Source organism: Psychrobacter sp. Ps1 (assembly GCF_022129425.1).
GTDB lineage: Bacteria > Pseudomonadota > Gammaproteobacteria > Pseudomonadales > Moraxellaceae > Psychrobacter.
Genome location: NZ_JADQAN010000002.1, coordinates 93,521 through 116,243, shown reverse-complemented (window position 1 = coordinate 116,243; position 22,723 = coordinate 93,521). Strand labels below are relative to the sequence as shown.

Below are 22,723 nucleotides of genomic sequence, written 5' to 3'. Positions count from 1 at the left end.
ATTAAGACGACAGCTCAATAATTGTAAAGACGGCTAAACTTCTTCATCCATTCTCGATGATCTATCATACTCTGACCAAGTAGTGGCATTGATGTCTTTTTCATCGAAGACTACGACATGCTCTAGTAAAGGCAAAATGCCAATATGAGAACCGATTGCATGATTATGATGGCTCGCAACCAAGGATAAGACAGTCTGTCCGTCGTCTAACTGCAGACGGTATAAATAGTTGGCACCGCGAAACACACGTCCGATAACCAAAGCTGTCTGCGTACTGTCATCATCATGAATGATGTCATCAGGGCGTACAAGTACTTTGATTGGTGTACCGTTTGGATAATCATATTCGCAGTACTGTGGTTGGCCAGATTCATCATAGACTTCCATGCGGCGATAGATATTCCCCAATGCCGTCTCAACATGACCTTCTTTGATAATGCCGTCTATCATCGCGCCTTCGCCTACGAATTCAGCGACAAAAGAACTGACAGGCTCATGATACAGCTCACTTGGTCGCGCCCACTGTACCAATCGTCCTTTATCCATTACCCCTACTTTATCCGCTAGTGCAAACGCTTCATTTTGATCATGAGTGACCAAAATCGCTGTGGTATTAGTACGTTTGAGGATATCACGGACATTCATTGCCAATGACTCACGCAGTACTACATCTAGATTAGAGAATGGTTCATCAAGTAATAGTAGTTTTGGTTTGGGGGCTAGTGCTCTTGCGAGAGCCACACGCTGCTGCTGACCACCAGAGAGCTCATTTGGGCGTTTATCTGCATGTTCAGTCAATTCAACTAAGCTTAGCATCTCAGCTACACGGGCTTTTTTGTCAGCAGCTGACCATTTATTGAGACCAAAGGCGATGTTCTTTGCCACGCTTAAATGACCAAAAAGAGCATAATCCTGAAACACCATGCCCATGCCACGCTTAGCTGGCGCAACTGCGAATGATTGGCGAGCTGTTTTTTCAGTTAAGCGTTGATTGTTTAGATAGATAGTGCCGCCACGACTTTGCTCCAGTCCCGCGATTGCTCGAAGTGCTGTGGTCTTCCCGCAGCCGCTATAACCTAAGAAGCAACCAATCTCGCCTTGTTCTAGCATCAATGATAGACCATTGACAACAATAGTATCGTCATAGCCTACGATGAGATTTTGCACACTAAAATAAGGATCCGTCGCGATATGTTTCTCAGTATTTTGTTGTGAGGTATTGCTCTGCTCTACAGTTTTATTCGGCTGAACTGGATTGATTCTATTTTGTGACATTGGTGATTTTGCTACAGGCGTATGGCTAGCCCGAGCCTTTTCTGACTTAGAATTTGTAGAGACGTTCATTGAATCAGTGTACATAGACGGTACCAGTTCGCTATTAGTAAGTAAAACCATCGATAAAACAGAGCAAATTATAATATAGCTGACACTACGAGTGTGCTGTTAAACTTATACCAAATTATTGCTATTAACTTTGTTGCTATTAGCTGTGTTTGTCGCTTTGACGCAGTAATATCCAAACAGGGAGCAAACCAACCAGTACGATTAGCAAACTCGGTAACGCTGCTCGCCCCCACATGCCTTCGCTCGTCATTTCAAACACTCGTACTGCAAGCGTATCCCAGCCTTGACGCCGTGTCATCAGCGTAATGGGCATCTCTTTCATCACTTCGACAAAGCCCATCAGTAATGCAGTCAATACGCCAGGGCTAAGTACAGGCAGCATCACATGACGCCAACGCTGATAAGGACTGTCGCTCAGTAATTTTGCAGCAGCTTCTTGATTGACTGTCAATCGCTGCAACTGTCTGTCAACTGGCTGAAAACTCACCGTCATAAAACGTGTCGATAGCGCCAGTAGCATAACAATGACGCTGCCAGAGAGCACTTGCTGTGAGGTGATACCAAAGGCAATCATTTGATTATCAAGCCACGCAATAGGTATAAATATCCCTACCGCCAATACAGTCCCCGGTACGACATAGCCCAAATTGGCTAAAGTGGTCATTAGCTTAGTCGATTTATCAGGATACTGCCGTTTGATCCACGCAATGATAATGGCCAAAAAGGCAATGAATAGCGTGGTCATACTAGCAATCATAAGGCTATTGGTGACAAAATCAATGTAACGCGCATCAAAATCTTGGCGAAAATTAAGTGCTGTCCAATAGATGAGCTGCAAGAAAGGAATTAAGAAGGCGACCAGAAAGATCAGCGTACACAGCAGCGTCATGGCTAGTTTGGCAGGTTTGCTAGCGTCAAAGCGGTGGCTGCTACCTTGGGTAAGTGAACTACCACGCTTCGCTTGCCAATACTGCTCAAACAATACCACAATAAAGATCACACCAATGAGCAAGGCTGCTAACTGAGCCGCTGTGGTCAAACTAAAAAAACCAAACCATGCTTTATAAATGGCGGTAGTAAAAGTATCAACATTAAATACAGATACTGCACCAAAATCCGCTAAGGTTTCCATACTGGCTAGCAACAAGCCACCTATAATCCAAGGCAGTGCCTGCGGTAATGCCAGTCGAAATAACACACGGCTACGACTCAAACCTAGCATCTGCCCCGCTTCTATCGCTCGCCTGCCTTGCGACAAAAATGCCTGACGCGCTAGCAAATATACATAAGGGTAAAACGCTAGCGATAATACCAAGCCTGCGCCCCATACATTCCTTATCGACGGTATGGCAGTACTAATACCGGAATCGCGTAAAGCTGTCTGTAACGGCCCACTAAAATCAACAATGCCGATAGTGACAAATGCCAATACATAAGCAGGGATGGCAAGTGGCAACATCAACGCCCACGAAAAGAAACGCTGACCCGGGAAACGATACATACTAGTGACCCAAGCCAGAGCAGTACCAATAGTGCCTGAAACGACAGTCACCATAAGCAATAAAATCGCCGTGTTTTTGAGCACTTGCGGCAGTACATAATCTGCCATGTGTGTCCAAATCTCTGCCACTGGCTGAGTCCACGACAGCAGCACGATTAAAATCGGTACTAGCATAAACAACGAAATCAGCCCTAAGACTGATTTCGAGATGATACGTTTACGAAGGGCGTGGTCTTGGCTGACAGTCTGCTGGTCATTAACACCATCATTGACAGTATCGTTTTGACTAACAGACGCATCTGGCGTTGTGATCATATTATCATTACCGTGTCATACGTATAGAGACCTTGTAAGCTTATACCAACCTTAAAATCGTCATTACCCAAATAACTCATCTGTAATAGCTAACCTTTGAACACATTCTGTAAAAGCTTTTGTTTAAAAGCCGTGCTTTGAGAACTATTGTCTAAAAGTTATGGTTTTGAGATTGGTATCAGTATTACTAGCGATCCCTTATTTATAACCCGCTTTATCCATCATTTGGATAGCTTGAGTTTGTAGTTCACCGAATTTCTGTACATTGATATCATCTTTTTTGAACTCGCCCCATGATCTAAGCATGTCTGACTCATCGATACCTACTTTTACTGGGAATTCTTTGTCAGAGCTGGCATAAAGACCTTGTGCCTCATCAGATGACAACCACTCTATCAGTTTAAGCGTACCATCTGGATTGTCCGAACCTGCAACCACGCCAGCGCCTGAGATGTTTACGTGCGTACCAGTAGTATCTTGGTTTGCCCAGAATATCTTCACAGGGAAGTTTGGTTTTTCGTCCAATAGACGACCATAGTAGTAGCTATTGGCAATACCTACTTCACACTGACCAGCAGCGATAGCTTCTAACATCGCAACGTCGTCACTGAACACATCAGTCGCTAGGTTATCAACCCACCCTTTAATAACTGCTTCGGTCTTCTCTTCGCCCAAATGCTCCATCATGCTAGCGACAAGCGATTGGTTATAGACCTTTTTAGAAGTACGTAAGCATAATTTGCCTTTCCATTTTGGATCGGCTAAATCTGCATAAGTAGATAGCTGGTCAGCAGTGACTTTGCTTGGGTCATAAAAGATAGTACGTGCACGTAGTGACAGACCTGTCCACTGACCTTTTGGATCACGGTATTTTGCAGGGACGTTAGCTTCTAATACAGTAGATGATACTGGTTGTAATAGGCCTTGCTCTGCAGCCTGCCATAAGTTACCAGCATCAACGGTCAATAGCATATCAGCTGGGGTATTCTGACCTTCCGCTTTTAGACGCGCCATCAAAGGCCCAGTTTGGTCTGTAACCAGTTCAACTTTTACACCTGTTTGCTCAGTATAGCGATCTAACAATGGTTTAATCAGCTGCTCATTACGTGATGAGTAGATAGTAATTGTCTGACCATCAGCAGTCGTAGCTTCGTCAGTTGCTGCTTGCTGCTCAGCACCTGTTTCTGTTGACTCTACTTCTACGCTCTCTTCTGTGGTTGAAGAATTACTACAACCTGCCAAACCCAACATCATGCCAAATACGGCTGCAGGTAGAATAAGCTTCGTAGAGGTTAGATTAGCGCTGATAGCGTTCAATGACATGGTTTTCCCCATAGTAATGCTGTAAAAAAAGTAAGACGGATGGTGAGACAAAACAACAGTGATTATAACGATGATTTGCTAAGCGTTATCAGTAATCAGGCCATAATATATCAAAGCAACATACTAATGGAAGTGAGATTAATTATCAATACATTTGTTTGACTGGTAAATATACCTGTGATGAGTCTTTAGCATTGATTTTTAAGAACTATTTTCACCAGTTCTTTCAATAATTTGGTCTAGCGACGCACTTTAGTATCCATCTAAAGCAACCATTGCCCTAAAATTGCATTGACCGCAGCTTCTGTTCGCAAGATACGAGAGCCTATATGTACAGGCGTGCAGCCTTGAGCTAACAACAGCTCTATCTCATAGTCAATCCAACCACCTTCAGCGCCTATACAGACTAGATTTGGTAGCTCTCGTGATGGTTGCTGTTGTAAAAATTCAGAAAAGGACTGCTGACTATAAGGATGCGCGACAATCGCTTGACTGCTTATTAGGCTTCCAAGTGAGTCTTCGACAAATGGCTTAAAACGTTTTTGTAGCGTAATACTAGGAACGATCGTATCGATGCTCTGCTGTAGACCTTCTAATACAAACTCGTCAACCCGCTCAAGCATTGGGCTTTGCCAATAGCTTTTTTGAGTACGGTAGCTATTGATAAGAATGATATCGCGTACACCAAGCGCCGTCATATCCATGATTAAACGCCGTAGCACTTTAGGACGCGGTAACGCCAGAATAACAGTTAAGTCTAATTTGGCTGGCGGCACAGTATTGAGCTGAACGTTACTTAACTGAATGCTGTCAGCGGTAATATCTTCGATAACAGCAGTACCAAGGTTGCCGCCGATTTGGCCAATTTTAAGCGTATCACCGACTTTCGCGCCCAGCACTTTAGTCACATGGCTGACTTGAGACAAGGAATCGATTTTTGCTGTGTCTGATGAGAAGTTTTCAGCGGGCAATAATATACAGTTCATAAGCTATCTTGGTTGGAAGACATCTCGATAGCGTCTTCAATCATCGTAAATTGGCGGGTCAATACCGCTTGCTGCTGTATCGTCATTTGCTCGCCAGCTTGCCCAGCCTGCGCGGCCAATGGCAAATTGCACAGCCAAGTCTCCAGCTGCGTATAAATGCTCACAGCGTCTTCATAGTTATAAGCTGTTTTCTTACGAGAGGATTTTTTATTCGCTTTTAACTGATCATCACTGACTATCTGTGCATCCGAACTACTTGAGCTATTTGACTCGATTGGACAATAAAAATCATTACTTGGCTGATATACAGCGCCTACGCTAGCCAATTTGTCTATTACGCTTTGGCAAGACTGAGTGTAACCCCCCATCAGTACAGGCGTTGCCACACTAGCAGGCTCCACTGGATTATGCCCACCAATATCTACCAGCGAGCCGCCCACAAATGCTACATTTGCCAATGTATACCAAGTCATCATCTCACCCATGCTATCTGCTAGATAGACTTGCGTGTCTGCATCAATGGCTTCCCCATCACTGCGCCGAGCCATATTTAACCCAGTTTTCTGAATGAGATCTGCTACTGCATCAAAACGCTCAGGATGCCTAGGGACAATAACAAGCAACGTATCTGCTAATGTGGCTTGAGACAGTAGTTGCTGCTGCAATGACAACGCTGCGGCCTCTTCGCCATCGTGAGTACTCGCAGCTACCCACACAGGACGATCTGCTATACCAAACTCTGCTCGCAGATCGGCTTTCTTATTATAAATACGGTTATCTTCTACCGCTTTGTCATCAGTTTTGGACGCATTGATTACCCACTTTAATGAGCCTGCCACACGAATTTGGGCGCTACTAGCCCCTAACTGCCGAAAGCATTTAGCAGAGTCACTGTCTTGCGCAATGATTAAGGAAAGATTTTTCATCATACTAGCGCTGACTGCACCAATCTTTTGATAACTCTGAAAAGAAGAAGCAGATAATCGACCATTGACCAGAATACTTGGAATACGATGCTGAGATAATTTGGTCAAGATATTTGCCCACAGCTCTGTTTCTACAAACAACGCAGCGATAGGCTGTACATGCGTCAAGAAAGTTTCGATAACAGCAGGGCTGTCGACTGGGACATAGCTATGACTCATCTGACCCTGAGCTATTTGTTCTGCAAAACGACTGGCACCACGAGCAAAACCTGTCTGAGTCGTATTGGTCAACCATATCTGATAGCCATTAGCCAATAACATATCTAGTAAAGGCGCGACCGTATTGGTCTCTCCTAATGAAACCGCGTGGCACCAAATCACCCCTTTATCGCTATCAGCATTTACCATTGGACGCGGTGGATACTGTTTACCAAAACGCTGATCGATTTCCTGCTGATAGTTGTCGTTTTTATGAGATCGACGCCAAACTTGCAGACGATATAGCGGCTTTAGTAGCCCAATAAGAGACTGATAATATAAAGGTGTCTCATATACCGCACGATTAGGCGATGATACAGGGCCAATTGGATTCGCAGAGTGGTCAGACGGGGTATTAGATGATGGCATGGAACAGCCCAGATTAGTTATGAATCAAACAATAAAAGGGTAAAGGTAAAGCGCGCCAATTCTACCTGAATTTAAGCTGTAACAATAAGCTTTTAAAAAGTTACTGAGTAAATAGTTATTAGATAATGATTGTTAGATAATGATTATTATCAATAAAGCGACTGCGATGATTGCGCCGATTAACAGCTGATAACGCTTGGTGCTGTGCTGCTCTTGCTTCTGTGTGGTCAGCAGCATATCTGCTTGCTGCCATTGCTTGACCAGATTGGCCGCTTCTGCATGACCATTATCCGCTGCTTGCTCTAACCAGTATTTACCGCTATCTATATCTTGAGACACCCCTACTCCTTGATAATACATTTTACTGAGTAGACGCTGAGCACGGCTGTCGTTTTTGCTGGCGGCTTGATTAACCCAATCTACGCCAGATTTTTTTTGATTGTCACTGTCCGCTGTCAAACCTTCACCTAACAATTCATACATGGCCAAACGTAACATAGCCGCTGTATTACCATCTTCAGCAGCCGCTTGTAGTAATAGCAACGCTTTGTTTTTTGCTGCGATATGATCATCTGAAAATATAACTTGGCGACGAGGTTTGTTCTGTTTAGCAATATGCTGCTCGAACTGATCTAATACTTTGCGTGCTTGCTGATATTGCACATCACCAGTTGGTTGTGGCACCGCTATCTCATCTAATTCTACCAGCAGTTGCGTAAACATCTCTGGCGTTGATGTGTTTTTTACAGGTGACGTAGGCTTAGCCGTTGGTTGCGCTACTTTAGTCAGCTCAGGCTTTATCGAGCTCTCAGACTCAGGAGGTACTACGTTTGCTTGCAACTCAGTTACCGTATCAGGCATAGCAGACTGAATTGCGCGACTCTCACTATCAGTTACAAATATATTGGCTTGGTGATACTCAGCTCCTATCGATACTTCCTCTGGCTTGTTAAGGGAAGCATTTAATTGGCTAGTACCAACATGCGTATTTAAATCTGCGCTCGGAACGATGCTTTCAGTGACTTGATGAGTGGTTGCTTTGTGCGCTGTTACTTTGTGCGCTGTTAATTCGGACACTGAATGAACATCGTTATTTAGAGTATTCGGTAGTCTAAGGCTAACCGCTTGATATAACCCACTCTCTACTTGTCCACCTTGTACTGCATCAAACTGCCGATCAATATGACCAAACAGACGTAGCCCTATTGGCTCTAGTGCAAAAAATAAGTGCTCTTTAACCACGCTATCATTATCATAACCGACTGCCATATGCTGATAAAAATCATCGGTGATCAATGTTAGCTCAGGGTAACGTTTACGCAGCTCAAACTGACCATACCAATGTGGCTTGCTTTGCCACTGCCGCGCCAATACACGACCGGCATAAAACGCCAAAAATACCATGAAATTACGATAGCGCTCATCGATCAGCAGCGTCGTCTCATCCCATATACCGCTCTTAATCATATCTCGGCGCACTTGGGACAATAGCGTATCTATACGCTGTAGACTCTCAAGCGACTCGTCTAGTGCACAAGTGCGCAGCTCAGTTTCGTAGGCGATACCGCCTGCAATAGAACGCCCAGCCAAGAAGTCTTGCCAGTAGCCTTCTGCAATATAGTCCAGTGGTGTTAAAGGTGATGCAGACATAGACGGATGTGACCTCTTTGCAGATAGATAAACCAAAAAAGCATAAGGTATAAAAGTGCTACTACTAAAATAATAGAACGGTACTGGTAGATTACCTTACCCTAAAAATCCGAGTGCTACAATAAAGGACTGAACAAGCGCACGACATTATCAAACAAGCGTTTTGATCCGTGACGCTGTTGCCACTCATCACTATCCAAGATTCGGCAGTTTTCTAAATAGACTTCCTGACAGTCCGCTACTTGGGCAACCATTTCTGGCGTATAAATCGCCAAACTGACTTCCATATTTAGATAAAAGCTGCGCATATCAATATTGACGGTGCCAAATAGACAGTAGTCATCATCGATAACCACTGTTTTTGCGTGTAGCAAACCACCTCTAAACAATGCAATCGTTACCCCAGCATCCAACAACTCTTGATAATAAGCCTGAGAAGCGTGCTGTACCAGAAATGAATCCACCTTTTCAGGAACAATAATCGTCACATCAACGCCGCGCTTAGCCGCTATCGTCAGCGCACCCGATAGGGACTCATCAGGGACAAAATAAGGTGTGGTAATGCGAATGCGCTTATTGGCACGATGAATCACAGAAACTAACGTATTGTAAATCACATGAGCCGTTAGCTGCGGTGCTGAAGGTATTAGCTGCGCCAAGACTTTGTCCACGACAGGCATCTTTGGTACGACAATCGAGGTGGCGCCTATATCTGGCTGCTCATGATCATCAATCGTATCCGCCAATACCTTCACGCGGCTATTTAGATCATTGATGGTCGGATGCATCACATATAACTTACGGGTATAGTTATTAACCCGCTGATGCAGCTCAGCAAGATTGTCATTACTTTCAGCACCAATATCGGTAACAATTACCTTGGCCATCGCTGTATTGATACTAATTGAGTGCTGGCTAGTCGTTCGTAGCGCCACATCAATCCATTGACCAACGTTTTTATTTTGCTTAAAAAACCTTGGATCAACCAGATTGAAGCTGCCGATATAGCCAATATGTTCATCGATAACCACCATTTTACGATGATTGCGCAAATCAGAGCGTTTAAATAATGTCTTAAATAACCCCACTGGCAATGACTGATGGACATAAACCCCTGCTTTTTCTAATTTGCGATGCACGCTACTATTAATAAAGCTAAAGCTGCCCACACTATCAGCCAATATATGACACTCTACGCCGCGCTGAGCTGCTACAGACAGCGCCTCTATGACTTCTAGCACCTGTCCTTTTGGATAGACAATATAAAATTCCATGAGGACAATACGCTGGGCGGCATGGATATCTTCAATCAAACGCTGAAAAATCGAAGCAGGATCCGTCAACAGCTGCATTTGATGATTGGGAAATACACCAAACCCGGTCCAACGCGTTCCTATTTGGCTAACACCGCGGTAGTTGGCTGGTAATAAGTCCTTCCCTTTATCAAAAATCAGATGCTCACGCTTTGCCATATCGTTCATCAAGATGCTGGCTTGATCCACGCGTTCACGATAGCGCCGTCCAATCATCGGCTCACCGAGCAGGATATAAGCCACAAAACCGAATACTGGTAACGTGTAAAGCACCGCAACCCAAGCAATAGACACGCCAATATTGCGCTGCACAGAAACCACGCGCAGCGTCATTACTATCATAAGTACAATATGCAGCACCAGACCTAGACCCGCTAAGTCTCCCCAGGTCCAGCTGGTAAAAGTATCTTTAATAGCAAAAGTGTTTATATTGGCCTCCATCAACCGTGTTCAACGAATAAAGCATCCATAGTATAGTAGCTTTTCACCTCTAAACAACAAATAATGATAATAAGTGTATTTTTAGAAATACTATATAATACATAGCTTTGAGTGCTGTTTCTGATAGATTACAAGTCCGATTTATAATTATTTTCTAAAAATATTAAAATAATATTTGACACCCAACTGTAAATCTATATAATACACTCCCACAGCAACGGAGCTTAGTGACAAACTTAAGAGCTCAGTTGATGTTGAATAAATTGCCTAGCAATTGTTCGAAGGGTGATTAGCTCAGTTGGTAGAGCGTCTGCCTTACACGCAGAATGTCGGCGGTTCGAATCCGTCATCACCCACCACTTCTTAGCAAGTGGCTAAACAAGCTAAGAGACCTAAGCAGCGGTAGTTCAGTTGGTTAGAATACCGGCCTGTCACGCCGGGGGTCGCGGGTTCGAGTCCCGTCCGCTGCGCCATATTTAAAACGAATTTAAACTATTAAGTTTAAGCAAGTTTCGCCTCAAGCATTAGATTGTTTGAGGTTTTTTTGTGTCTGCATATTTTGCTTAGACATTGTTTATATAGCTACTGCACTACCTAACACTTCTTAACTCGCATACAAATATTCCAGTGCTATGGACGTTGACTTATTCGGCTTACGCTAGCGATTAACGCTACCATCACTACACCCATGATAATTAAAATACCAGATATCATATGCGCCGCTTCATAGTTGAGCGCTTCTACCTGCTCATATATCGCAATCGATACCACTTTGGTCTCGCCTGAGATGCTGCCGCCTATCATCAGTACAACCCCGAACTCCCCAATGGTATGAGCAAAGCTTACCAAACTGCCCAAAATAATACCCACCCGCGCTTGCGGTAAGGCCACTTTCATAAACCGTCGTATACGACTGGGCTCTAAAAGATGAGCAACTTCCGTGACACTTTGCGGAATACGCAGAAACTGTGCGTAAACAGGCTGTATATAAAAAGGTAATGAGTAAATAATGGAGCCAATGACCAGACCTTCAAAGGTAAAAATCAGCGGGCTAATATTATGTTCGCTCAACCATTTACCGATACCCACACTAGGACTGAGCAGTAACAATAGATAAAAACCAATCACGGTAGGTGGTAGCACCAGAGGCATCGCAATGATGCCCATGAGCAGTACCTTAAGACGTCCTATTACTTTTATACGGCTCGGCTTAGCCAACCAGTAAGCGATAGGCGTTGCAAATAGCAATAGACATAAGGTAGTCACGCAAGCGAGCTTGATGCTCACCCAAAATGGACTGAGCATATCTGACATAAGAGACTGGTCGATCATATAATGTCACTGCTCGTTCTATGATGAGAGGGTTTAGTCTAACGTATTACTGGACGGCCAGATAGCCTGCTTGTAAGAAGTGCTGCTGCCCTGCTTTTGAGCGCAGGTAGTCGGTGAAGTCTGCTGCTTGGTCAGTGTTATTAACGATTATCCCATCTTGTAAGATAGCTGGATAAGACGTTGGCAGCAAAGTAATAAATTGCTCAGGCTTGGCTTTAATCGCAACAAGCTGAGACTGTGCCACAAACCCATAGTCCACACTACCCGTATGCGCATATTGAAATGCCTGACCGATATTCTCTGACTGTATCAAACTTTTTTGAGCATTTAACTTACTATACATGTCTTGTGATTGCAGATAGGCTTTTGCAGAGGCACCATAAGGAGCAAGGTCAGGGTTCGCAATAGCTACCTTGCTGTCCTGAGTAAAGTCAGCACTGGTAAACACATTACCCAACGATGTTGGCGTAAAATCGTTTAAAGGTTTGGTGACACTATAGAGTGCTAATTGACCTCTGGTATACGTAAAAGGCTTGGTTAGTTTACGTTCTTCGTTAGTAACACTAGCTGAATTTTCATCAGCCAATTTAGCAGGAAAATCTTGATTGGCAGACAAGAATATATCATACGGTGCCCCTGCTTTGATTTGCGCATATAACTTACCAGAAGAGGCATAAGTAACTTCAATATCTGAGATACCTGAAATATTTTGGGCAGATGAGCTATTATCAGCCTGATAGCTATCAATGATATGAGGGAGTACATCAGATAAGTTAGCAGCCGCAGCAATACGCAATGTATGAGATTGCTCAGTAGTATCAGTAAGCGTCGTATTAGCGTCTTTGTCTTGCGTACAAGCACTTAGTGACAATAGCAGACAAGCAGATACACAGACAGTAACTAATGACTTAACCATTATTGCTAAGCCATTTAGACGAGTCGTCCTCGTAGTATTCTTGCTTCCACACAGGAATATCCGCTTTGATGGTATCTAATATCCAGCGACAAGCATCAAATGCTGGATAACGATGCGCTGACACTACCCCAACCCATACAGCCACGTCGCCAATTTCTAATGCACCGATACGATGTATCGCAATAGCATGGGTAATTTCAAAACGCTTTTTGGCTTCTTCTATAATGGCGCGACCTTGATTGATGGCCAAATCCTCATAACCATAATAGGTAAGACGATCAACGCTCGTAGCGTTATTATGGTTGCGCACTCGCCCTTCAAAACAAACAAACGCGCCGCAGCTGTCATTATCTAACGTACTTTTTAGCCTATCTTCGTCTATAGCAATGTCTAGTAGCGCAAAACCATCACGCTCAGCGATAAGGTAAGCCTCATCAGCACTACGTTTGATGTTCATTGAATGATCGTGGACGTTATCAGTCATTTTTCTTCTCTATTTATTATTTTTTATTTATAGCCACTGAATAGCCACTGACAAAATGGACACTAGTAAACGCTTATCTAACCACCAGCGACTGGCGTGATGAAAACCACGCTATCACCATCATTTATCTGGTCAGTCCATTTAGCAAAGTAGTCATTTACTGCAACGCGTAACTCCGACTGCGGACGGCTAAAGCGATGCTTTTGACTAAGTTGTTCGTATAGTTCAGTCAATGACGCATCCTGCTGTACGCTTACTGTCTCTTGTTGACAATTGGCCTCGTCAGCCAAACTGGCAAAATACATGACGTTAATATTCATCGTTGATTCGATATTAGTTGTCATATCGATAGCACTCATAAACCTCTCCATCTTATGCAAGCTTCCTTGCTTGACACTTAGCACATTGTTATTGATTAATTAATTGATGACGCACTCTGCAATTTTGTTATTTTAAGCATGACTGTAGTCTGATTTACCACCTGTCTTTTTGACCAGATGAATATCATCTATAACGATGTCATGCGATAGTGCTTTAGTCATATCATAGATAGTTAAGCAGGCAACACTAACCGCTGTTAACGCTTCCATCTCCACCCCTGTCTTATGCGTAACCTTGACCACCGCCCTGACCGTGATGCTGCTGAGCGCGTCGTTATATTCAAAGCTTAAGCCTATCTTGTCTAGCGGTAGCGGGTGACAAAGCGGTATAAGATCATGAGTGCGTTTGGCCGCCATGATACCAGCGATGTGTGCCGTTTGCGTGATGCTGCCTTTTTTGGTCATCCCATCAGCCGCTTTAATCTGCGCATAAATCTCACTGGGAAAGCGTACTTGTCCAGTGGCATTGGCTTCTCGCGTCGTTGCTGTCTTACCACTGACATCGACCATGGTAATATCACCATCACTATCCAAGTGAGATAAAGTAGATTGCTGATTTATCTGAACGCTGTCATTCATTTATATAACCTTTCTTATGTGATATTTTTATTATTTTGATAGAGCAGCACATGCCCGCTTAAAATCTTCAGGCGTATTAAAGTTGGTCAAATTCTGCCACTCTTTGCTAAATGGTACGGCTTGCACCAATGGCTGAATAAACTGCATCACTCTACGCTGTCCGTTATCTATATAGGCCTTCAAATCAGGCTCGATGCTTAACTGATACAGCCCTAACAATGGATATAGGTGACTGTCATCTTTTAAGCAAATTACTTTTTTATCGGCAGCAAGGCTTATTTCACATTGTAATTTCTGCCACAAGTCAGTTGCTGGTATTAAGCTATCACAGCTGATAACCAGTAACCACGATGCTTGTACATTTTTTGATATGCCTGAATCATTCAAATCGCTCAATGTTTGGAAGGCTGATTCGATAGCGACCAATGCGCCACCAGTTGTGATCTGCCCATCATGCTCATTAGAGTCAACATCAGCACCATAATCAGCAATATGAATAATAGGCGAATTGGTTTTTTCTAAATGGACATCTAAACCAGTTTGAAAGCCGCGACCATTATCTGCAACCAATATAGGAATCTGTAACTTGCTCGCATGACGAACATGATAGTCTAGCAGCTGCTCACCTGACGGTAGTGTCAGCATCGCCTTAGCCGTTCTCATACGTCTAGATGCCCCGCCTGCCAAGATGACCACACCTGCCAATCTGTCCAAATTAGTTGAGCGCTCTGTCATTGTGCCATTACCTATCAGTTTTGATTGTATATCACTCATAGCTCAATTATTTATAACTCAATCATGGCTAGGATTTTGTGCCAAAAAATGCGGCACAAAATTGCACGGACGAGTACGACTGTCAAACTGATCCTTTAAGATATTTTCCCAACCAGTACGGCAAGCACCAGAAGAACCTGGTAGACAGAATATACCCGTACCATTGGCCATGCCAGCAACTGCTCGCGATTGTACGGTAGACATACCGATTTCATCTTTTGAGATTAGACGGAACATTTCACCAAAACCATCAATTGATTTATCAAACAGCACACTCACAGCTTCTGGCATGCTATCTCTGATGAAGAACCCTGTACCGCCAGTTGTAATAACCGCATGAACGTCTGGACTAGCAATCCAACCACTGATGACTGCGCGAATCTGGTAAATATCGTCGGTGATTAATTGACGATCTGCTAAATGATGACCTGCTTCGGTCAAGCTATCTACTAAGTACTGACCTGACGTATCTTCTGCCAGCGTACGGCTATCAGAAACGGTCAATACAGCAATATTAAGCGGTGTAAATTGTGCAGCAGGCTTACTCATAAATAATCCTTTATAGATGTCATTTTATAATTGTATTAAAAAGCAGTTGTATCAAAAAAAGTTATGTAGAAAAACGATTGCACTGGCAGACAATCTCTATCAGCGTCATGATTGTAGACTCAAAGGTTTTTATCCGCCGATTATCGATAGATTGTGCATGATGCCACTGTTAGAGTCATGCAAATGATGATGCTCAGGCTTGATTGGCATAAAGCTATGTAAAGTGTTTACCAGTCCTTGGATATCGTCTTGCTGTAAGTATGGACGGATATCATAGTTGCCCTGATCAAACAGACACAAATGCACCTTGCCTTGGCTGCTTACGCGCAAGCGGTTACAGGTATCACAGAAGTGCGCCGCATATGGGGCAATCATACCGATACGACCGACATACTCAGGGTGGCTATACTCTACTGCTGGACCATCGGCACTACCGCGCTCGTGCGGCTGCCAGCCATTTTCTAACAAGTAATCAGTGATAATATCAGACTGGGCATGCTGAGCAAAAAACAAATCGCTATTATCACTGGTCTGCATAAATTCGATAAAGCGATAAGTCACTTGTCTATCTTTGACATAGTCGATCGCCGTGACTAAGTTCTCAAAAGCAGTCTCCGCCATCAAGACACTATTTATTTTCAGTTTGATATCAGTCGTTTCTAACAATATATCCATGTCAGCCAATATCTGTGGCAAGGTATCAAAGCCTGTCATTTTATGAAAAGTAGCGGCATCAAAACTGTCCATACTGATATTGAGCTGATCAAGTCCAGCAGCTTGCCAGTTGGCTATATGTTTACCCAATTTATAACCGTTGCTAGTCATCGCGACCGTCTCGATACCGTCAGTTTGCTTAATCGTTTCGATAATTTCGACAACATCACGACGAATAGAGGGCTCACCACCTGTAATTCTAACTTTTTTGGTACCTACTTGAGCAAAGCCGCGCACCAAAGTTGCAATTTCAGAGATACTCAGCTCATCATCAGGCCGCTTACCTTGATAGCCATTTGGCAGGCAATACTCACAGCGAAAATTACAAAAGTCAGTAATGGATAGACGCAAGTAAGTCAGACGCCGTGCAAGCCCATCGGTTAGCGGTTGGTGATAGTCACTCATCTGCTCAGTGGGCACGACCAAGGAAGGCTCTATGTAGCCATCAGATAATGCCGGTGCCAAGCTCGGTGAATACAGTTGCGGGCTGTCTATTTTGTGTTTGTCATCTATGTTGTCATCAATCATATGTTACTGCCATCAGTACTGCTTACTATAAGCACTACTTTGTTATTCGTATTTAGCATACCAGTGTAAGGTTACTCTCTGATTTTGTGCGACCACCTTACAATAAATTGGCAAACGATGAATTAGCGATGTAGCCAAGGAAACGGTTGTACAACGACGTCATTACCAGCTGCTACGTTCCCACTATCTTTATCCAACACAATGAAGCAATTAGCGCGGCTCAGCTGTTTGATTCTATGTGACTGCTGTCTTGAAAAGCACTCAACTTGATAATGACCTGTCTCATCTCGTGACAATACGCCACGCTGAAAGTCTTTGCGGCCGGGAGATTTTCTGATGTCACTTATGAGTTTGGCTTTGATCGTTAGCGGCATCGGCTGCTCTGACACGCTAGCACCTGACATTTGCCACAATGCAGGTATCACAAACTGTAACGTACCCACAACCGTAGAGAGCGGATTGCCCGGTAGGCCAAAATACAATACCGGCTTATCGAGATTTTTATTCAATTCACCAAATACAAAAGGCTTACCAGGCTTCATCGCCACTTTATAATGGTTAATCTGACCTAATGTTTCGATCACAGTGGTCAAAAAATCATAGTCACCAACAGAGACACCTGCAGTCGATATCAGTACATCACAGTCCTGCATAGCCTCATTAACTGCGATAGTTGTCTGCTCTAGGTTATCAGGGATAATGCCATAATCACGAATAATGATAGGCAGATCTGATAGCAAGCTTTTGAGCGTTGGGGTATTAGAATTATATATTTGGGCTAGACTTTGTAGCTCATTGCCAATAGCCACGAGCTCATCACCTGTTGCCAACACGCCTACAACGAGCGGTTGGAACACGTTCACTTGGCTAATACCAAGGTTAGCCAGTAAGCTAATATCTGCAGGATTAAGGCGTTTACCGATCTTTAAAACGGATTCGCCAGACTCAATCTCTTCGCCTTGTGAGCGGATGTTGTTGTCAACTTTGGCGGTTTGTGTGAGCGTGATGTTATAAGGTCGAGATTTATCAACGGTCGCTTTGATATCTGCAAAGTTTGTATTCTCTTGCATAATGACCGTATCACAGCAATCTGGCACGACTGCACCCGTAAAAATACGTACCCCTTGCCCTGCCGCTGTCTCACCAGTATAAGCACTGCCAGCTTGCGACTCACCAACGATTTCGATAGTACTGCTTTCTGATAACTCACTACCTTTAGCAATCGCATAGCCATCCATAGCAGATAGATTTTGTCGCGGCACATCAAAAGGCGAAGCAATATCTTGAGCCAGTATATGGTTTAAGCTATCCAGCAACTCTAGAGTGTAGACGGCTCTTTTTTGTAGCGGAAAGTCAGTAATATGATAATTATCTATCCGATGCTGTATCGCAGCTTGTAATTCTTCCATGGTAATCATAAGGTCACGCTCTTTCTGTCGTTCTAATTATTCGTAATCGAAACTGTTATTTAAAATGGTCATTGAAAACTGTCACTAAAAACTATGAGTAAAAGTCATCGTTAAAAAACACATTATCTAGAGTCTATCATTCAAAGTATCAACTTTCTTGTATTAACCTTGTCCTGATAAGTTTTGAATAAAGCCAGATTACACTGGTCTTAATATTTGATATTTATTGCATTGTCCATTGTGTTAAAGATGTCAGCAAAATCAGACATAGATTGAGACAAAAAAAGCACCTTGGCAAGGTGCTTTTTGTAGAACAAAGTAAATTATCATTTGATGACTAGTGGCTAATTAATAATGGCTAAATACGATTAAAAAGAGCCGCTTTTATACAATGTATAAATACCCTCAGCCTACCTCACCATCCAGCCAATGAAGACGCACTGTTTTGAGTAATAAATCCATCTGGCGTTTGACCATTATCTGCTTGCCAACGCTGGAATGCCATACGAGTATTGGTACCCACGATACCATCAGCGCCTTTGGTATCATAACCCATACTAGTCAAGCGACGTTGTAGGTTAGTCACTTGTGTGGTCGATAATGGACGCTCATAACGAGGCCAAGATTTTTGCAAACCGCTTTGTCCATTAATCGTTTTGCCTAGCAGACTGACACCCAACGCATAACTTGATGAGTTGTTATAGACTTTGATCACATCAAAGTTTGGGCTCAGCAATAATACTGGACCGTCTTTACCAGCAGGTAACCATAGCTCCATCTGAGTATTGGCATCTAAGTAAACGTCCGCTATCGTATCGACGCCCATCGCCGCCCATCTAGCCGCAGGTTGTTTACTACCAACCACTGAGTAATCAAACGAGGCTGGCACCGTTGCTTCATAAAAAGGCGCTAAGCCACGAACCCAACCTGAGTTGCTAAGATAGTTGGCAGTCGAGGCTAGTGCATCACCAGTGGCCCAAGGATTTCGATGCCCATTGCCATCTCCATCAACCCCTTGTTTGAGCCAAGTCTCAGGAATAAACTGGGTTTGTCCCATGCCGCCTGCCCAAGAACCGTCCAACTGTGACCATGATACGTCACCGCGTTGTAGCAAGGTCGCTAACGATAGCAACTGCGTTTCAGCGAATTCTTGACGACGACCATCATAAGCAAGGCTGGCAAGCGAACTTGGCAAATCGCTATTACCGGTCACAGCACCGTACGATGACTCCATGCCCCATATCGCAGCGATAATTTCTGCATTAACCCCATACTGAGACTCTAGCTGAGACAAATAAGCACGCTGCTCAGCAAATTTGCGCTTTCCTACACTGACGCGTCCACTTGATACCGCAGAATCTACGTATTCCCATGGCATCTTAGAAAACTCGGGCTGACCTGAATCTAATGAGATGACTTGCTGATTTAGGTAAGCAGAGTCAAGCAATCGACCAATCACTTGGGCATCATAGCCTGACGATATGGCACGCATAGAAAAGTCTGATTTCCAATCAGAAAAGCTACTATAGCTAGGCTTGGGCGCAGGCTGCGGTTTTACGACTGGTGCAGGTGTTGGTTTGACCTGAACGGTTTGGGTTTGAGTAATCTCAACGCCGCCTTGACGAACAGGCTTACTTTGCATTGCCTGCTGGCTTGTACACCCGACCATCACTAATGCTGGCATAAGGGTGAGGTATTGCTTTTTTAATCTCATAAAAAATCTCAAACATGAATAAATAAAATGGCTCACAGTGGCCAAGCTATCCGTAGCTATTATTTAAGTCTAACGCCCAAGTACGCTACGTGGGTCAATAGGATTACCATTTAAGCGAACTTGAAACTCTAAGCCTACCTCATTGGTCTGACCACTACTGCCCATACTAGCAATACGTTGGCCACGCTGTACTGTATCACCCTCTTGCACCAACAACTGGCTATTGTGAGCGTAGGCTGTAATGTAGTTATCACTATGACGAATCATAATTAGATTGCCATACTCTGGCAGACCGTTGCCTGAGTAAAGCACAGTTCCTGATTGGCTGGCAAGTACTGGATCACCAACTTTGCCTGCAAACCACATTCCCATATTGCCCGCAGCAGGGTCAATATTACGAGTTACTGGGTTGCGCGTAGGGTAATCATAACCAGAGGTCGAGTTGGCAGTGGCTTCATAGGCTGGTATTTGAGATTGGGTCACAGGTGGCGTATAAGTTGGTTGCGTTTGAACTGGGGCACTATAGCTATTGTTACTTGCAGTGGTGGCCGCATTGCCTTGCCATAGTTTGAGCCATTGGCCACTATAGATGGTGTATTTACTATCTAAATTGTTCATCGCCCCGATTTGGCGATAGTTCAGACGATAGCGCGCTGCAATCTGGCTGACCGTATCGCCGCGTTGTACACGGTGATAGTTAGGGACGCCTTGCGCGTTAGTAATAATCTTAGGACCTGCTTGGTTTGCTGATTGATAGGTAGGCTTCGTTGCACAGCCAACGACAGATAGAGTAGCGACTGCCATAGTACCAATCAACGCGGCTTTAACAAGGTGCGATCCAGCTATGATTTTTTTCATACAAGGTTCCTATTCTTTGTGTTGCTCATTCATTGTTTAATCATTCAAAAGCGCTTGATATCATACAAGAGTCTTCTGATATTCTCATAACACGTCAGTGTTTAATAAGCCGGTATGGATTATATCTTATAGAATTTATAGCGTGAGTGTTGATAATCTATCCAGCGCTGCCGTTGGCGTATGATGCAGGCGTACTGGTGATAAACTGACATACCCTGCCGATACAGCCTGATAATCTGTCATCATATGATTCGCTTGTACCGCATCGATTGACGTCTCTAATGGTCGCTCATTTTTACCTTTTCGTAGAGACAACCAGTATGCATCTCGACCGCGTGGGTCTATCATATGGCGTACTGGCTGAGCAGCCTGCTTATGGCCTAGCGAGGTTATTTTTCGACCCTGGATATCATCAGCATACTGCACTTCAGGAATATTAACGTTTAATACATGATAGGGCAAACTTTTGAGCATCTCTAAAATCGAAGTCTCAGTAAGCAGTTTGACGATTTCATGTACGGCCACCTGATAATCACTGGCTGATTCTTGCCCGCCGCTTTTAACACCTCCGCCTACCAAAGACGTTGCTATAGCAGGAATACCAGATAGTTGCGCAGTCAATGCAGCACCGAACGTACCAGAGAACATCACATCTTGTCCCAAGTTAGCCCCTGAGTTAATGCCTGTAATCACGCAGTCAAAGTCACTACCACGATACAACTCATGGATTGCTAGATAAACACAATCAGCTGGTGAACCATTTACCGCTACAAATCCAGAAGGCAGCTGATGCGTATGCAGTGGTCTTGAAACACTTAACGCACTGGCATAACCGCTTTGTTCATCGTTCGGGGCGACGACAACCACTTCTCCAATAGTCGATAATGCCTGAGATAGTGCCAATAATCCTGGCGCGTACACACCGTCATCGTTACTAATTAAAAATCTCATTTCTGCTCAGTATATGGTTAATATTTTATTGCCGATTTTTCTACAGCTCTATTTGATAATTCTGCTATCGTGCCATATCTGTTCAAGATAGCCATCAAAGAACGATGCCCATATCTAAAATGAAAACATGATACCCTAATTCTCCAACGACATGACGCCTCAGTCTAGCGAAAAAGAATCATTTTGTTAGCATGGGCGATTATAACTGAATAATATAAAGACACGAACCCTGTCTTTAGCAAAGTATCGTGTTCTTCTTATGCTGATAATTATACGATGAAAGTAGCGTAACAAGATCTGTATCAAACGAATAACAACCAGTAGATTCAGCATCGCGTTACAATACGCAACACCCCACAACAATACAAACTGATGTACTGATACTGAAGTAACGTCATTAGGGTATGCTACTGATATGTTGCTAAAAAATGGTTTTGGCTCACAAGATATCTACACATAAATCAATATTTTATGTGACTTTTGTTTTTTTACCGATTAACATATGACCATTAAATAAAGATGAGCGAGTGTAATACTGAATGAATAAACAATCGATATTATCTATAGCTTCTGTGATAGCAAATACTGCCTCAAAAATTGGGATTGCAGGACTGATAACGTCTGTTGCTATGCTGTCTCAAGCTTCTAATGCTGCGAATAACTCTGGCACTACCATTCCGCTAGACATGTCTGGCATCAACATTACTAAGCACGAAATTGCGGTGATGCAGGTACTATCAGAGATATGCCCACCAATGCTAAATGGTAAGCAAAAACAGCGGTTCTATAAGTCGTACACTGTACAGCTGCATGAGCTAATGCCTTCTCTAGAAGATCCAAAAGCGGCTATTCAATACCTATCTACACAGCAAGACTACCGCCAGATACTACAAGGTATTCGTAGTTGGACGATGGGATTCTCAAAGCAAGAAAACAAAGCACTATGTGAAGATTTGGCAAACGCGGATTATTAGACAACTAGCTAGTTTAATTCAATAACTAGCGTCCTCTGCTTAATGTGTTAATAATATTGGTATCAATGATAATAAAATAAAAGCTATGTACTCTTTATAACATCAATTAAGCAAAGTTTATCAACTGATTGTCTA

At 43.4% G+C, this 22,723-nt stretch carries 20 protein-coding genes and 2 tRNA genes; 3 read left to right on the top strand and 19 right to left on the bottom strand.

All coding sequences use genetic code 11. From position 1 onward, the window contains the following. Nucleotides 1-33: 33 nt before the first annotated feature. The 7 genes from I3249_RS01465 to I3249_RS01435 all read right to left on the bottom strand — a co-directional run bounded on the left by I3249_RS01465 (nucleotide 34) and on the right by I3249_RS01435 (nucleotide 10,426). Nucleotides 34-1,359, bottom strand: coding sequence for an ABC transporter ATP-binding protein (locus tag I3249_RS01465; protein WP_238068178.1), 1,326 nt, complete (start codon nucleotides 1,357-1,359; stop codon nucleotides 34-36). A gap of 124 nt (nucleotides 1,360-1,483) precedes the next feature. Beyond that, entirely contained in the window at nucleotides 1,484-3,160 is a 1,677-nt protein-coding gene (locus I3249_RS01460) for an iron ABC transporter permease (protein WP_238068177.1), read from the bottom strand. A gap of 198 nt (nucleotides 3,161-3,358) precedes the next feature. Further along, entirely contained in the window at nucleotides 3,359-4,483 is a 1,125-nt protein-coding gene (locus I3249_RS01455) for an extracellular solute-binding protein (RefSeq protein ID WP_191114888.1), read from the bottom strand. A gap of 263 nt (nucleotides 4,484-4,746) precedes the next feature. Beyond that, entirely contained in the window at nucleotides 4,747-5,469 is a 723-nt protein-coding gene (locus I3249_RS01450) for a 16S rRNA (uracil(1498)-N(3))-methyltransferase (protein WP_238068175.1), read from the bottom strand. Then, entirely contained in the window at nucleotides 5,466-7,022 is a 1,557-nt protein-coding gene (locus I3249_RS01445; RefSeq protein ID WP_238068173.1) for a 3-deoxy-D-manno-octulosonic acid transferase, read from the bottom strand. Before I3249_RS01445 ends, I3249_RS01450 begins: the two co-directional genes overlap by 4 nt. Before the next feature lie 132 nt (nucleotides 7,023-7,154). Continuing rightward, on the bottom strand, nucleotides 7,155-8,672 hold the full coding sequence (locus tag I3249_RS01440; protein WP_238068171.1) for a tetratricopeptide repeat protein: 1,518 nt from the start codon (nucleotides 8,670-8,672) through the stop codon (nucleotides 7,155-7,157). A gap of 116 nt (nucleotides 8,673-8,788) precedes the next feature. After that, on the bottom strand, nucleotides 8,789-10,426 hold the full coding sequence (locus I3249_RS01435; RefSeq protein ID WP_238068169.1) for a cardiolipin synthase: 1,638 nt from the start codon (nucleotides 10,424-10,426) through the stop codon (nucleotides 8,789-8,791). 283 nt (nucleotides 10,427-10,709) lie between these two features. On the opposite strand from I3249_RS01435, the gene I3249_RS01430 reads away from it, so the two are divergent. Beyond that, a tRNA-Val gene (locus I3249_RS01430) sits at nucleotides 10,710-10,785 on the top strand. 37 nt (nucleotides 10,786-10,822) lie between these two features. Continuing rightward, a tRNA-Asp gene (locus I3249_RS01425) sits at nucleotides 10,823-10,899 on the top strand. Between the two features lie 157 nt (nucleotides 10,900-11,056). On the opposite strand, the gene modB is transcribed toward I3249_RS01425, so the two are convergent. From modB to surE, 12 genes are all read right to left on the bottom strand, one after another. Then, nucleotides 11,057-11,758 (bottom strand): molybdate ABC transporter permease subunit, encoded by a 702-nt coding sequence (gene modB / locus I3249_RS01420; protein ID WP_238068167.1) that lies wholly within the window; start codon nucleotides 11,756-11,758, stop codon nucleotides 11,057-11,059. A 46-nt stretch (nucleotides 11,759-11,804) separates the two neighbouring features. Beyond that, the gene (modA, locus tag I3249_RS01415) at nucleotides 11,805-12,674 is read right to left on the bottom strand and encodes a molybdate ABC transporter substrate-binding protein (RefSeq protein WP_238068165.1); all 870 of its coding nucleotides are present in this window, start codon (nucleotides 12,672-12,674) and stop codon (nucleotides 11,805-11,807) included. Then, nucleotides 12,667-13,158, bottom strand: a complete 492-nt coding sequence (locus tag I3249_RS01410; protein WP_238068164.1) for a molybdenum cofactor biosynthesis protein MoaE — start codon at nucleotides 13,156-13,158, stop codon at nucleotides 12,667-12,669. The genes modA and I3249_RS01410 overlap by 8 nt, the downstream gene beginning before the upstream one ends. Nucleotides 13,159-13,235: 77 nt before the next feature. Next, on the bottom strand, nucleotides 13,236-13,517 hold the full coding sequence (locus I3249_RS01405; RefSeq protein ID WP_238068162.1) for a MoaD/ThiS family protein: 282 nt from the start codon (nucleotides 13,515-13,517) through the stop codon (nucleotides 13,236-13,238). A gap of 93 nt (nucleotides 13,518-13,610) precedes the next feature. Then, nucleotides 13,611-14,117, bottom strand: coding sequence for a cyclic pyranopterin monophosphate synthase MoaC (gene moaC, locus I3249_RS01400; RefSeq protein ID WP_238068161.1), 507 nt, complete (start codon nucleotides 14,115-14,117; stop codon nucleotides 13,611-13,613). Nucleotides 14,118-14,147: 30 nt separating this feature from the next. Further along, entirely contained in the window at nucleotides 14,148-14,852 is a 705-nt protein-coding gene (locus I3249_RS01395) for an NTP transferase domain-containing protein (RefSeq protein WP_238068160.1), read from the bottom strand. A 57-nt stretch (nucleotides 14,853-14,909) separates the two neighbouring features. Further along, complete coding sequence (gene moaB, locus I3249_RS01390) at nucleotides 14,910-15,440, bottom strand: molybdenum cofactor biosynthesis protein B (RefSeq protein WP_102078147.1); 531 nt, start codon at nucleotides 15,438-15,440, stop codon at nucleotides 14,910-14,912. 129 nt (nucleotides 15,441-15,569) lie between these two features. Next, on the bottom strand, nucleotides 15,570-16,682 hold the full coding sequence (gene moaA, locus I3249_RS01385; RefSeq protein WP_238068159.1) for a GTP 3',8-cyclase MoaA: 1,113 nt from the start codon (nucleotides 16,680-16,682) through the stop codon (nucleotides 15,570-15,572). A gap of 122 nt (nucleotides 16,683-16,804) precedes the next feature. Continuing rightward, entirely contained in the window at nucleotides 16,805-18,100 is a 1,296-nt protein-coding gene (gene glp / locus I3249_RS01380; protein ID WP_238068158.1) for a gephyrin-like molybdotransferase Glp, read from the bottom strand. 406 nt (nucleotides 18,101-18,506) lie between these two features. Then, nucleotides 18,507-19,805, bottom strand: coding sequence for a lytic murein transglycosylase (locus I3249_RS01375; protein WP_101206205.1), 1,299 nt, complete (start codon nucleotides 19,803-19,805; stop codon nucleotides 18,507-18,509). A 69-nt stretch (nucleotides 19,806-19,874) separates the two neighbouring features. Next, a complete protein-coding gene (locus tag I3249_RS01370; RefSeq protein WP_238068157.1) occupies nucleotides 19,875-20,663 on the bottom strand; it encodes a M23 family metallopeptidase in 789 nt (262 codons plus the stop codon). A gap of 135 nt (nucleotides 20,664-20,798) precedes the next feature. Further along, nucleotides 20,799-21,614: a 5'/3'-nucleotidase SurE gene (gene surE, locus I3249_RS01365; protein WP_238068156.1), complete on the bottom strand. Its 816-nt coding sequence runs from the start codon at nucleotides 21,612-21,614 to the stop codon at nucleotides 20,799-20,801. Nucleotides 21,615-22,153: 539 nt separating this feature from the next. On the opposite strand from surE, the gene I3249_RS01360 reads away from it, so the two are divergent. Then, nucleotides 22,154-22,588 carry a hypothetical protein gene (locus tag I3249_RS01360; RefSeq protein ID WP_201579372.1) on the top strand — a complete coding sequence of 145 codons (435 nt, stop codon included), beginning with the start codon at nucleotides 22,154-22,156 and terminating at the stop codon, nucleotides 22,586-22,588. Nucleotides 22,589-22,723 lie beyond the last annotated feature (135 nt).

What these genes read in the sequence shown, in the direction of transcription:
- I3249_RS01465 (WP_238068178.1), bottom strand. Translation starts at nt 1,359, where the DNA reads ATGTACACTGATTCAATGAACGTCTCTACAAATTCTAAGTCAGAAAAG.
- I3249_RS01460 (WP_238068177.1), bottom strand. Translation starts at nt 3,160, where the DNA reads ATGATCACAACGCCAGATGCGTCTGTTAGTCAAAACGATACTGTCAAT.
- I3249_RS01455 (WP_191114888.1), bottom strand. Translation starts at nt 4,483, where the DNA reads ATGTCATTGAACGCTATCAGCGCTAATCTAACCTCTACGAAGCTTATT.
- I3249_RS01450 (WP_238068175.1), bottom strand. Translation starts at nt 5,469, where the DNA reads ATGAACTGTATATTATTGCCCGCTGAAAACTTCTCATCAGACACAGCA.
- I3249_RS01445 (WP_238068173.1), bottom strand. Translation starts at nt 7,022, where the DNA reads ATGCCATCATCTAATACCCCGTCTGACCACTCTGCGAATCCAATTGGC.
- I3249_RS01440 (WP_238068171.1), bottom strand. Translation starts at nt 8,672, where the DNA reads ATGTCTGCATCACCTTTAACACCACTGGACTATATTGCAGAAGGCTAC.
- I3249_RS01435 (WP_238068169.1), bottom strand. Translation starts at nt 10,426, where the DNA reads ATGGAGGCCAATATAAACACTTTTGCTATTAAAGATACTTTTACCAGC.
- modB (WP_238068167.1), bottom strand. Translation starts at nt 11,758, where the DNA reads ATGATCGACCAGTCTCTTATGTCAGATATGCTCAGTCCATTTTGGGTG.
- modA (WP_238068165.1), bottom strand. Translation starts at nt 12,674, where the DNA reads ATGGTTAAGTCATTAGTTACTGTCTGTGTATCTGCTTGTCTGCTATTG.
- I3249_RS01410 (WP_238068164.1), bottom strand. Translation starts at nt 13,158, where the DNA reads ATGACTGATAACGTCCACGATCATTCAATGAACATCAAACGTAGTGCT.
- I3249_RS01405 (WP_238068162.1), bottom strand. Translation starts at nt 13,517, where the DNA reads ATGAGTGCTATCGATATGACAACTAATATCGAATCAACGATGAATATT.
- moaC (WP_238068161.1), bottom strand. Translation starts at nt 14,117, where the DNA reads ATGAATGACAGCGTTCAGATAAATCAGCAATCTACTTTATCTCACTTG.
- I3249_RS01395 (WP_238068160.1), bottom strand. Translation starts at nt 14,852, where the DNA reads ATGACAGAGCGCTCAACTAATTTGGACAGATTGGCAGGTGTGGTCATC.
- moaB (WP_102078147.1), bottom strand. Translation starts at nt 15,440, where the DNA reads ATGAGTAAGCCTGCTGCACAATTTACACCGCTTAATATTGCTGTATTG.
- moaA (WP_238068159.1), bottom strand. Translation starts at nt 16,682, where the DNA reads ATGATTGATGACAACATAGATGACAAACACAAAATAGACAGCCCGCAA.
- glp (WP_238068158.1), bottom strand. Translation starts at nt 18,100, where the DNA reads ATGATTACCATGGAAGAATTACAAGCTGCGATACAGCATCGGATAGAT.
- I3249_RS01375 (WP_101206205.1), bottom strand. Translation starts at nt 19,805, where the DNA reads ATGAGATTAAAAAAGCAATACCTCACCCTTATGCCAGCATTAGTGATG.
- I3249_RS01370 (WP_238068157.1), bottom strand. Translation starts at nt 20,663, where the DNA reads ATGAAAAAAATCATAGCTGGATCGCACCTTGTTAAAGCCGCGTTGATT.
- surE (WP_238068156.1), bottom strand. Translation starts at nt 21,614, where the DNA reads ATGAGATTTTTAATTAGTAACGATGACGGTGTGTACGCGCCAGGATTA.
- I3249_RS01360 (WP_201579372.1), top strand. Translation starts at nt 22,154, where the DNA reads ATGAATAAACAATCGATATTATCTATAGCTTCTGTGATAGCAAATACT.